Source organism: Emticicia sp. W12TSBA100-4, from assembly GCF_040253585.1.
Taxonomy (GTDB): Bacteria; Bacteroidota; Bacteroidia; order Cytophagales; family Spirosomataceae; genus Emticicia.
On the sequence record NZ_JBELAU010000034.1, the window covers coordinates 1 to 11,112 of the forward strand.

Annotated in this window: 13 protein-coding genes; all 13 read left to right on the plus strand. The window is 38.3% G+C overall.

The window, feature by feature from the left end; all coding sequences use genetic code 11:
- The first annotated feature begins 304 nt into the window (after positions 1-304).
- The 13 genes from ABR854_RS25380 to ABR854_RS25440 all read left to right on the plus strand — a co-directional run bounded on the left by ABR854_RS25380 (position 305) and on the right by ABR854_RS25440 (position 10,580).
- Positions 305-1,786, plus strand: coding sequence for an anthranilate synthase component I family protein (locus tag ABR854_RS25380; RefSeq protein ID WP_350268669.1), 1,482 nt, complete (start codon positions 305-307; stop codon positions 1,784-1,786).
- Between the two features lie 165 nt (positions 1,787-1,951).
- The gene (locus ABR854_RS25385) at positions 1,952-2,350 is read left to right on the plus strand and encodes an endonuclease domain-containing protein (protein ID WP_350268670.1); all 399 of its coding nucleotides are present in this window, start codon (positions 1,952-1,954) and stop codon (positions 2,348-2,350) included.
- A 78-nt stretch (positions 2,351-2,428) separates the two neighbouring features.
- Entirely contained in the window at positions 2,429-2,995 is a 567-nt protein-coding gene (locus ABR854_RS25390) for an anthranilate synthase component II (protein WP_350268671.1), read from the plus strand.
- Positions 2,996-3,034: 39 nt separating this feature from the next.
- On the plus strand, positions 3,035-3,253 hold the full coding sequence (locus ABR854_RS25395) for a type II toxin-antitoxin system VapB family antitoxin (RefSeq protein WP_350268672.1): 219 nt from the start codon (positions 3,035-3,037) through the stop codon (positions 3,251-3,253).
- Positions 3,234-3,638, plus strand: coding sequence for a type II toxin-antitoxin system VapC family toxin (vapC, locus tag ABR854_RS25400; protein WP_350268673.1), 405 nt, complete (start codon positions 3,234-3,236; stop codon positions 3,636-3,638). The genes ABR854_RS25395 and vapC overlap by 20 nt, the downstream gene beginning before the upstream one ends.
- Position 3,639: 1 nt before the next feature.
- Entirely contained in the window at positions 3,640-4,629 is a 990-nt protein-coding gene (gene trpD / locus ABR854_RS25405) for an anthranilate phosphoribosyltransferase (RefSeq protein WP_350268674.1), read from the plus strand.
- Positions 4,630-4,725: 96 nt separating this feature from the next.
- The gene (gene trpC, locus ABR854_RS25410) at positions 4,726-5,514 is read left to right on the plus strand and encodes an indole-3-glycerol phosphate synthase TrpC (RefSeq protein WP_350268675.1); all 789 of its coding nucleotides are present in this window, start codon (positions 4,726-4,728) and stop codon (positions 5,512-5,514) included.
- A gap of 106 nt (positions 5,515-5,620) precedes the next feature.
- Positions 5,621-6,250 (plus strand): phosphoribosylanthranilate isomerase, encoded by a 630-nt coding sequence (locus ABR854_RS25415; protein ID WP_350268676.1) that lies wholly within the window; start codon positions 5,621-5,623, stop codon positions 6,248-6,250.
- Positions 6,251-6,253: 3 nt separating this feature from the next.
- Positions 6,254-6,886, plus strand: coding sequence for a metallophosphoesterase family protein (locus tag ABR854_RS25420; protein ID WP_350268677.1), 633 nt, complete (start codon positions 6,254-6,256; stop codon positions 6,884-6,886).
- Between the two features lie 34 nt (positions 6,887-6,920).
- The gene (gene trpB / locus ABR854_RS25425; protein ID WP_350268678.1) at positions 6,921-8,111 is read left to right on the plus strand and encodes a tryptophan synthase subunit beta; all 1,191 of its coding nucleotides are present in this window, start codon (positions 6,921-6,923) and stop codon (positions 8,109-8,111) included.
- 32 nt (positions 8,112-8,143) lie between these two features.
- Positions 8,144-8,527 carry a Dabb family protein gene (locus tag ABR854_RS25430; protein ID WP_350268679.1) on the plus strand — a complete coding sequence of 128 codons (384 nt, stop codon included), beginning with the start codon at positions 8,144-8,146 and terminating at the stop codon, positions 8,525-8,527.
- Positions 8,528-8,588: 61 nt separating this feature from the next.
- A complete protein-coding gene (trpA, locus tag ABR854_RS25435) occupies positions 8,589-9,368 on the plus strand; it encodes a tryptophan synthase subunit alpha (protein ID WP_350268680.1) in 780 nt (259 codons plus the stop codon).
- 30 nt (positions 9,369-9,398) lie between these two features.
- Entirely contained in the window at positions 9,399-10,580 is a 1,182-nt protein-coding gene (locus ABR854_RS25440; RefSeq protein WP_350268681.1) for an OmpA family protein, read from the plus strand.
- The last annotated feature ends 532 nt before the right edge of the window (positions 10,581-11,112 follow it).

Sequence of the window (11,112 nt, forward strand, 5' to 3'; positions counted from 1 at the left end):
AAAAGCATATTTTCTTTGGCAAAGAAAAATATTTCAATAAAAAATTTTGATTTCTAAAATCAACCATTACTTTTGCAATCACAAAGCAAGACTTAAACTTGCTGTTAACAAAGCAAAAAATGACTCAATATTCTAACATAGTAAAAATCTGGTGGTGGCGTCCTGCAAAATAGGATGAACAGATTTGCTATGTAGAAAAACATACAAGTATTAAGCGAAGCGGCTTACTGTTCATACCAGTAAGCCGCTTTTTTTTCAACCACCCCCGACCCCTAAAGGGGGGTAAAAACAAAATTTTATTTTTATGAATAATATTTCGAATTCCATTTCAGTTCAAAGCTCCCCTTTAGGGGCTGGGGGTGTTGGGGGGTATTACATCTCAACTCGCCATAAACGCTTACTTGCCGATACGCTTACGCCAGTTGGTATTTTTCAACGTTTGCGTGGACATTACCCACATTCGGTTATTCTCGAAAGTGCCGATTATCACGCCATGCACAATAGCTTTAGCTATATCGCTTGTGATGAAGTGGCAAGTTTTCAACTCGACAATGATGTAGTTACTCAGAAATTTCCAGATGGAACGCAAGAAAGTTTCCCTTTGAAGAGTCGGAAAGATGGCGTAAAAGTTTTGCAGGAGTTTGCGGCAAAATTTGAAAACCCTAAAAGTGAGTTTCCTTTTATCACAAACGGACTCTTCGGACATATTACTTATGATTCGGTTGAGTACTTTGAAGACATTGAAATTCAAGAAAAAAGTGCCGAAAGTGCAATTCCGCAGATTTTATATCGAGTTTATCGCTATGTGATTGCCATCAATCACTTTAAAGATGAATTATATATTTTCGAGCATACTTACACGCCCGAAGGACAAGAACCACAAGTTTCGGCCGATGGCTTGGAAACGCTGGAGTTTTTTGTGAAAAATCCGAAGATGTCAACTGCTAAATTTAAAGCAGAAAAAGATGAGGTATCTAATCTGAATGATGAAGAAATGCGAACAATCATCAATAAATGTATCGGACACTGTTTGCGTGGCGATGTATTTCAGATTGTGCCTTCTCGTCGATTCTCCAGAAAGTTTGAGGGTGATGATTTCAATGTTTATCGTGCTTTACGTTCTATCAACCCATCGCCTTATTTATTCTATTTCGATGGTGGTGATTACCATATTTTTGGAAGTTCGCCCGAAAAACAAATTTTGATTAAAGATGGTCAGGCTGAGATTCACCCAATCGCAGGTACATTCCGACGCACGGGCGATGATGAACACGATACAGAATTAGCTCGTCAACTTCATGCTGACCCAAAAGAATCGGCCGAACATGTAATGTTGGTCGATTTGGCCAGAAACGACCTTTCTCGTAGTGCCGAAAACGTAAAAGTTGAAACTTTCAAGGAAGTTCAGTTTTATAGTCATGTTATTCACTTAGTTTCAAAAGTGACTGGCAAAATGCACGAAGGCACAAATCCATTACAGTTGGTGGCAGATACTTTCCCCGCAGGAACACTTTCTGGAGCTCCGAAGCACAATGCCATGACAATTATCAATAAATTTGAACCTACCAACCGTAGTATTTATGGTGGAGCAATTGGTTTCATGGACTTCAAAGGAAATTTCAATCATGCCATTGCAATTCGTACATTTTTGAGTAAAAATAATACACTTTTCTATCAAGCAGGCATGGGCGTTGTAGCAAAATCTGATGTCGAACTCGAAATGAAAGAAGTACATTTGAAATTGGCAGCATTGAGAAAAGCTATTGAAATGGCGGAGGAGATTTGAGAGAGTTTGGAGTATTTACATCCCCCGCCGCCGACTTCGTCAGGACAGCCCCTTCAAAGGGGGAATTAAAAAGAAAACGAGAATAATACTCCCCCTTGTGCAAAGCCAAGTGCGGAAAAGCCGAAGGGGGTGTCCTGACGAAGTCGGACGGGGGATGTTGCTATTGTGAATAAAACACGAGAATATAAAATGCCCAAACCTAATAAAATAATTCCGTACGAGTCGCATTTGAAACTTTTGGCAAGAGAACTAAGGAAAAATAGTACTTTATCAGAAATTTTACTTTGGAACAAGATTAAAAATAAGGTATTCGGTGTTGAGTTCCATAGACAAGTACCGCTTCGGAGATATATTGTTGACTTTTATTGCCACGAATTGATGCTTGCTATTGAAATTGATGGAAGTTCACACATTGGCAAAGAGGTTGATGATATTTTAAGACAAAAGGAGTTAGAAATGGATGGTGTTAGGTTTTTGAGATTTGATGATTTGGAAGTCATAAAAGATATGAATGGGGTTTTGAGAAAGATAGTGGCTTGGATTGCAGAAAATAAAGATTTTTGAGTTTAATATACCCACGACATCCCCCTGCCCCCTTCAAAGGGGGAATTGTTAAACGATAATAAAAAAAACACAAACAACATGAAAATATTAGTTCTTGATAATTACGATTCGTTTGTTTACAACTTAGTCTATATCCTAAAAGAATTAGGTGGCGATGTAGATGTTTTCAGAAACGATAAAATTGCATTGGAGGAAGTCGAAAAATACGATAAAATTTTACTTTCACCTGGCCCAGGTATTCCCGAAGAGGCAGGAATTATGCTTGATTTGATAAAAACATATCATGCCACAAAATCTATTTTTGGTGTATGTTTGGGGCATCAAGCAATCGGTGAAGCCTTCGGAGCAAGGCTACATAATATGGGAGAAGTGCTTCACGGAGTAACAACCAAATGTTTGATAACCGACTCGAACGAAGTGCTTTTCCAAGGAATCCCTTCCGAAATTGAAGTTTGCCGCTATCACTCATGGACAGTTGTTCCCGAAACCATGCCAGCTGATTTGAAAATCACTGCCATCGACGAAAAGGGTTTTGTAATGGCCGAGGCTCACCAAAAGTATGATATCAGAGGCGTACAATTTCACCCCGAAGCATATTTGACACAACACGGAGTGAAAATGGTAGAAAATTGGATGAGAAGTTGAGAGATTTTGTAAATTTGTTTGATTAAAACAGCTATTCTTATGACAGCTTCAACAAGACAACTTACACGAAAAGAGTTGATAAAACAGATTCAAGATATTTCGGAAGTAAAATCTGAAAGCAAAATTGTGAATATTGCTTTGGAAGAATATCTACGTCGTTTGGCAGGAGAAGAGTTAAGGAAAATAAAAGGAAAAGCTATCTGGGAAGGTGATTTAGATGAAATGAGAACTTCAAAACATGCAGATATTACTATTTGATACTGGTATTTGGATTGACTATTTGCGTGGGCAAGAAACTTCAAAAGTTAATTTGTTGGATGAGTATTTATTGAATACCGATGTACTACGAATTTGCCCACCAATAATTCAAGAAATTTTACAGGGAATTCGCCAAGACGAGCAATTTAACAAGATTCAGAAAAACCTTGATAGACTTTCATGCCTACAAATTGATGCCAAAGAAGCTGCATTTGGAGCTGCCGAACTTTACAGAAATCTTCGTAAAGAAGGAATCACTATCAGAAAACCAAACGATTGCCTAATCGCTTTCTACGCTATTCATTTTGATATTTCTTTAGTACATAACGATAGTGATTTTGATTTAATGATTGACCATTCACCGCTAAAAATATATCAACTATAAAATGAAGCATTACCTCAATCAGCTTTTAGAAAAACAGTCTCTCACAAAAGAAGAAAGCAAAGAAGCTCTTTTAAAAATCGGACAAGGAGAAGCCAATAACTCTCAAATCGCTGCTTTTTTGATGGGAATTCAACAAAAAGGAATCACCGTTGATGAACTCGAAGGTTTTCGTGAAGCTATGCTTTCGTTGGCCGTGCCAATAGACTTATCAGATTTTGATGCCATGGATATTGTCGGAACTGGCGGCGATGGGAAAGATACTTTCAATATTTCCACAACATCGGCTTTTGTGATTGCGGGTGCAGGACAAAACGTTGCCAAACATGGCAATCACGGTGTGTCTTCATCGGTTGGTTCGAGTACAGTTTTAGAATATTTGGGCGTGAAGTTTACCAACGACGAAAGTAATTTGAAACAAAAGCTTGAAACAGCAGGTATTTGTTACATGCACGCACCGTTGTTTCATCCAGCAATGAAATACGTTGCACCGATTCGCAAAGAGCTGGGCATGAAAACGTTCTTTAATATTTTGGGGCCATTGCTCAATCCTGCAAAAGTTCAAAAACAGTTTTCGGGAGTTTATAATTTATCAGTTTTTGATTTGTATGCTCAGTTATTTGGTCGAAGTTCAGCCAAATTTGCTATCATTTATGATTTGGCTGGCTATGATGAAGTTTCGCTGACCAGTGATTTTCAGATTTCAAGTCATACCAATAAAGATAAAAGCATTGTTTCTCCAAAAAGCTTAGGTTTTAATTTACAGCAACAATCAGATATTTATGGCGGAGGAACAATCGAAGAATCGGCCGAAATTTTACTAAACGTTCTAAACAATAAAGCTACTGCTGCCCAGACCAATGTAGTTTTGGCAAATGCAGGTTTTGCTCTAAGCATTGCAAAAGATATAAGTATAGAGGAAGGCATCGCCCAAGCGAAAGAATCCATAGAAAGTGGAAAAGCCTTAAACAGCATGAAAAAATTAGTTGAATAAATCTAATGAATGAATGATAGCATGAGAGAATGATAGAATTAACTTTTTCATTCAAATATTCGCTCATTCACTCATTCAAACATTCCCTCATTGAATATGACCATTTTAGATAAAATAACCGCCCAAAAGGCAATCGAAGTTGCAGCAGCAAAAGTCGAGATTTCAATTCAGGATTTAGAAAAAAGCGAGTTTTTTGCAAGAAAAACCAATTCGCTGGTGGCAAACCTTTCTGCCGAAAACTCAACGGGAATCATTGCCGAGCATAAACGTAAATCACCATCGAAAGGAATTATAAACGATAAACTTTCGGTCGAGGAAGTCACGCAAGGTTATGCCCAAGCAGGAGTGGCTGGACTTTCAGTATTGACCGACACTGATTTTTTTGGTGGCAACAAAGAAGATTTACAAAAAGCTCGAATCGCCAATCCATCAACGCCAATCTTGCGAAAGGATTTCATGATTGATGCCTATCAAGTCTATGAAGCAAAAGCTTGGGGAGCCGATGTGATTTTGTTGATTGCGGCTTGTCTTTCGCCCGAACAAATTAAGTCTTTAAGTCAAAAAGCTCATGAGTTAGGCTTAGAGGTTCTGCTCGAAATTCACGACCAAGAAGAACTCGACTGCAGCCCGTTAGAGTACGTTGATATCGTTGGCGTAAACAACCGTAATCTAAAAAACTTTGCCGAAAACAACGTAAATGCTTCTTTGGCTTTGGCCGAAAAGATTCCTGCCAATGTCATCAAAATTTCGGAAAGCTGTATCAGCGAGCCAGAAACCATCAATCTCTTGAAGTCGGTAGGATACAAAGGGTTTTTGATTGGAGAAACTTTCATGAAAGATGCGTCGCCAGGAACAAAATTGGGGGAATTTATAGCGAAAATCTAAGAAAAAACTTAATTTTGATAGTTTTTTATACCTTTTGCTAACCTCATACTACCCCGAGTATGATACAATAATAAAATATGCCTGTGGGGGCAGGTATTCCTATTATATGAAATTAAAAGTTTGCGGAATGCGTGATGTCGAGAACATCAAAGCACTCATCGAGTTGAAGCCTGATTTTATCGGTTTTATTTTCTATGACAAGTCACCTCGCTATGTAGGAACAGAGTTAGATGTAGAGTTTATTAATTCGATTCCAAGAGAAATCAAGAAAGTAGGTGTTTTTGTTAATGCAACGGTCGATTTTATTTTACAAAACGTTAAAAAGTACGGTTTGAATTATGTGCAATTACATGGCAATGAAATGCCTGATTTTTGCCGAAACCTTCGACTGAAAGGCGTAAACATCATCAAAGCATTTAGAGTCGATAATGATTTTGTGTTCGGGCAAGTAAATAATTACAAACCGCACGTCGATTTCTTCTTGTTTGATGCAAAAGGTGATGGTTACGGCGGCAATGGAATTGCATTCGATTGGAGTATCTTGAATAAGTACGATAATCAAAAGCCTTATTTCTTGGCAGGAGGCATAAGTCTTGAAAACCTTGATGTATTGGAAACAATTATTCCAAAGCCATACGCAATGGATGTAAACAGTAAGTTTGAGATTGAACCAGCATTAAAAGACATCGAAAAACTCGAAGAACTATTGGATAAAATTCGACCTATTGAAGTGTAGATTGTGAAAATTGTAGCTATATCAGATACTCACAGAAAACATCAAAAGCTTGTTTTGCCCGAAGGTGATATGCTTATTCATGCAGGGGATGTTTCGTCAATGGGGCATGAATCCGAAATCAAAGAGTTTTTAAACTGGTTTTCAAAAACAGATTTTACATATAAAATTCTGATAGCAGGAAATCACGATTTCTATTTTGAGAAAATAAGTCATAATGCCAAAGTTTTGGAAGAACTGTTTCCTACGAATGTCATTTATCTGAATGACAGCGGAATCGAAATTGAGGGTATCAACATTTGGGGTTCGCCGATTCAACCGTGGTTTTATAATTGGGCATTCAATCGGTATCGTGGCGAAGATATTAAAAGACATTGGGACAAAATTCCGCAAAACACTGATATTCTCATCACGCACGGTCCAGCTTATGGTATTCTCGATAAAACAACTCGGAATGAAAATGTAGGTTGTGAAGATTTACTCGAAAAAATAAAAGAAGTAAAGCCCAGATTTCATATTTGCGGACATATACACGAGGCTTACGGCCAAGTAAAACAATCAGATACTGAGTTTATCAACGCAAGTGTTTTGGACGAAAGCTATAATTTGAGAAATAAACCAATAGTATTTGAGATTTAGCATTAAAAAACAGAAAACCTTTGAGGTATAAAAAATGACAACTTTAGAACAAAACTATTCAGTAGATAAAAAAGGATATTACGGAAAATTTGGCGGAGCATACATTCCCGAAATGCTCTATCCAAACGTGGAAGAATTGCAGATAAACTACCTTGATATTATCTATCAGCCTGAGTTTCAAGCCGAATACCACGCATTACTCAAAGATTACGTTGGTCGTCCAACGCCATTATTCTACGCCAATCGTCTTTCTGAAAAATACCAAACCAATGTTTATTTAAAGCGTGAAGACCTGTGCCACACGGGTGCTCACAAAGTAAATAATACAATCGGACAGATTTTATTGGCAAAAAAACTTGGCAAACAAAAAATCGTTGCCGAAACAGGAGCAGGTCAGCACGGTGTAGCCACCGCCACAGTTTGTGCCTTGATGGGTCTGGAGTGTATCGTTTACATGGGCGAAATCGACATCAAGCGTCAAGCTCCCAACGTTGCACGTATGAAAATGCTCGGAGCAGAGGTTCGCCCAGCAACCAGCGGTTCAAAAACTTTGAAAGATGCCACCAACGAAGCCATGCGTCATTGGATAAATAACCCAGTTGATACACATTATATTATAGGCTCAGTAGTTGGCCCGCACCCATACCCCGATATGGTGGCTCGTTTTCAAGCAATTATCTCCGAAGAAATCCGTTGGCAGTTACTCGAAAAAACAGGCACCGAAAACCCTGATTACGTAATTGCTTGCGTAGGCGGAGGTTCAAACGCCGCAGGTGCATTCTATCATTATCTCGATGAGCCATCGGTTCAACTAATCGCTGCCGAAGCAGGCGGACACGGAATCAATTCTGGAATGTCAGCCGCAACAACTTTCTTGGGTAAAACAGGAGTACTTCACGGAAGCAAAAGTATCTTGATGCAAACCGAAGACGGTCAAGTAATTGAGCCACATTCAATTTCAGCGGGTCTCGATTACCCAGGTATTGGCCCAATGCACGCACACTTGTGGGATTCTGGCCGAGCAAAATTCTTTGCCATTACTGATGAAGAGTCACTCACCGCAGGTTTTGAACTTTCAAAACTCGAAGGAATCATTCCTGCCATCGAGTCAGCTCACGCATTGGCAGTATTACCATATCTAAAAGCTGCCGCCAACGAAACCGTAGTAATCAACCTTTCGGGACGTGGCGATAAAGACTTAGATACTTATATGAAGTATTTGTAAATAATATTCAACCAATACTAAACAAATCTAAAATGAAAACCCTCTTTCTCGCAATCGCCATTATGTCAGTATCATTCATGTCGAATGCTCAAACCAAAAAACAACCAACCAAAATGTTACGTCACGCCGTTTTATTCAAATTTAAAGATACAAGTAGCCCAGAAGATGTAAAGAAAGTAGAAGAAGCTTTCCGTGCATTACCAACAAAAATCAAAGAAATCGCTGATTTTGAGTGGGGAACCAACAACAGCCCCGAAAACCTCAACCAAGGTTTCACGCATTTATTCTTCGTTTCTTTCAAAACTGAGAAAGACCGTGAAGTATATTTACCTCACCCAGCTCACAAAGCATTCGTAGAAGTGCTCGGACCACACCTCGATAAAGTTTTAGTACTCGACTATTGGGCAGGAAAATAATGTAGGGCGAACAAAATGTTCGCCAAATATTAAATGTTATCCAATAGTAAAAAACAAAACAATGAACAGAATTACCAAGCTTTTTCAAGAAAAGCCCAACAACGTACTCAATATATATTTCACCGCAGGTTTCCCGAATCTCAACGACACCACAACAGTTTTAGAAGCTCTACAAGAATCTGGTGCCGACATAGCCGAAATCGGAATGCCTTATTCCGACCCTGTGGCCGATGGCGAAACCATTCAGCAGTCAAACCAAGTGGCACTCGATAATGGAATGAGTCTAAAAGTTCTATTCCAACAATTAGAAGGAATCCGAGCAAAAGTCTCTATACCTATTATATTAATGGGCTATATCAACCCAGTCTTACAATTCGGTATCGAAAACTTCTGTAAAAAATGTCAAGAAGTAGGAGTTGATGGCCTAATCTTACCAGATTTGCCAATGGACGAATACTACGACGAATACAAACCGATATTCGACCAGTATGGTCTGCTTAATATTTTCTTGATTACCCCACAAACTACTGAGTCTCGCATTCGTCGAATCGACGAAATTTCCGATGGCTTTATATATATGGTAAGTAGTGCAAGCGTAACGGGCGGAACATCGGGCATTACCGACACCATGGAAACATATTTCAATCGTGTCAATGCCATGAATCTCCGAAATCCACGACTCATCGGTTTTGGTATAAAAGATAACGCAACATTTACCAAAGCAAGTCAATATGCAGCGGGGGCAATCATCGGTAGCCAGTTTATCAGAGTTTTACAAAATTCATCAGATAATACATTATATAATGATATTGTTGAATACGTAAAATCCGTTAAAGGATAAAACTCCATTGAAGTCAAAACCGAAGAATTTATGAAAACACCAATAATCCTATTGTTCATTTTCATAAGTTCTTTGGTTTTTTCACAAAGTAACACCTACCGTCCACAACTTCGACTTTCACCTCATTTTGGCGTCGGCTGGGCCATACCTCCTTTTATTGATGGTTCTAATAGCAACTTAGTGTTAAAATCAAATCCACTCAAGAACTATATCATTGGTGAAATAACCACATCTTCTGGTGCCAACAAGCAAATCTATAAGATGACCAACACCATTGGGATTGATGCAAACTACTTGGTCAGTAAACAATGGTCTGTCAATTTAGGAGTAAACCGTGCTATGCACATTAACTATGTAAAAGACCCAGCACCCGTAAGAATTTCAAACAATCTCGAATATGATTCTTGGTACTACTTGTATAAATACACATCTTATTTTATTGGCTTAAAGCATTATAGAAATGCAAAATATTTTCAATGTAATATTCATTACACTACTAAAGTTAAAGATGAGAGTGGAGATGGAGTGGTAATCAATGGAAATGGACTTTCAGGTCAAAGTCTCTATAAAAGAAATAATGTACTCATCTTTTCACCCGAATATGGAATAGGAGGGGTAAGCTCCTTTGATTTTCCGATAGAACTAAGTATTGGTTTACATATTCCAACTGCTAATGTTTTAAGAAAGCAAGCCACTTTTATCAGGAATGGCTCAAATGCTGGAACAAATAACCTAAATTTTACCCAAGCAGCTGTGTGGCTTAGAGTACGAATACCATTTTTAGTATGGTCAAGAAATCCAAAAGCTACCAAACCTGTAATAGTTACGAAGCCTGCACCACAAAAAACTGTTGAATATGAAGGTAAGAAAGTTACAACAGGTGAAAAGATAATTCTGAAAAGCCTGCAATTCGAACAAGCCAAAGACATACTTAGTCCAAGTGCCATGAGTGAACTCGACAAAGTTGAACAGTTAATGCAACAATCTCCAACAATGATTATCGAAATCATAGGACACACATCCGACGAAGGCGACCGCAACAGTAATATCGAACTCTCATTAAAAAGAGCCAAGTCTTGCAAAGAATACCTACTAAAGAAAGGGATCAAGTCAAATCGTATTCAAGTAAGAGGAATGGGGCCAGATTCACCAATCTCACGCACCGATAAATCTCTTAATCGCAGAGTAGAGATGCAAATTATCCGCATGTGAGGCTAACATTACACCTTTTAAGTTGTGTGATAGCTGTAAATAATCAAGATGTAATATGGATTATAGATTAGCAAAACACATAAAGTGTTTACAATCAATAGATTATCAAGTATTTTACTCCGTAGGAGTTAAAAGTCGGTAGAAATGTAAGAAATATCCCCTCTAATAAAGCCCCATCGGGGCGTAACAATTCACTGAGTAAAAGCCACTCGAAGAGATTTAAGGTCTTAGAATTTGTTTTTCTTTCAATATTAAGCTCCCCTCCAATACATGCAAAATACTTTAATCTCGAATTCACGTAAGAGATGCAAGTATTTAATAGGATAATAAGAAGAACTTGTTGTATCTTTAGTTGTAGTTAAAAATGTAAGTTACTGATAATAAGGGAGAAGTGGAATATGTACAAAAAGTGTTTTTATGCGAGGTATTGCGAATTAAAAAAAGGTTCGTACCTTTGCACTCCCAAACGACGAGAGTCAGGCGGGAAAAGTAAACAAAACGTTGCGTAGCAAGAGCATGGCAAATTAAGTTG

Bases quoted from the DNA above. Each gene is read 5' to 3' on its own strand.
- ABR854_RS25380 (WP_350268669.1), top strand. From the start codon at position 305: ATGAATAATATTTCGAATTCCATTTCAGTTCAAAGCTCCCCTTTAGGG.
- trpC (WP_350268675.1), top strand. From the start codon at position 4,726: ATGACCATTTTAGATAAAATAACCGCCCAAAAGGCAATCGAAGTTGCA.
- ABR854_RS25430 (WP_350268679.1), top strand. From the start codon at position 8,144: ATGAAAACCCTCTTTCTCGCAATCGCCATTATGTCAGTATCATTCATG.
- trpA (WP_350268680.1), top strand. From the start codon at position 8,589: ATGAACAGAATTACCAAGCTTTTTCAAGAAAAGCCCAACAACGTACTC.
- ABR854_RS25395 (WP_350268672.1), top strand. From the start codon at position 3,035: ATGACAGCTTCAACAAGACAACTTACACGAAAAGAGTTGATAAAACAG.
- trpB (WP_350268678.1), top strand. From the start codon at position 6,921: ATGACAACTTTAGAACAAAACTATTCAGTAGATAAAAAAGGATATTAC.
- trpD (WP_350268674.1), top strand. From the start codon at position 3,640: ATGAAGCATTACCTCAATCAGCTTTTAGAAAAACAGTCTCTCACAAAA.
- ABR854_RS25390 (WP_350268671.1), top strand. From the start codon at position 2,429: ATGAAAATATTAGTTCTTGATAATTACGATTCGTTTGTTTACAACTTA.
- ABR854_RS25440 (WP_350268681.1), top strand. From the start codon at position 9,399: ATGAAAACACCAATAATCCTATTGTTCATTTTCATAAGTTCTTTGGTT.
- ABR854_RS25415 (WP_350268676.1), top strand. From the start codon at position 5,621: ATGAAATTAAAAGTTTGCGGAATGCGTGATGTCGAGAACATCAAAGCA.
- vapC (WP_350268673.1), top strand. From the start codon at position 3,234: ATGCAGATATTACTATTTGATACTGGTATTTGGATTGACTATTTGCGT.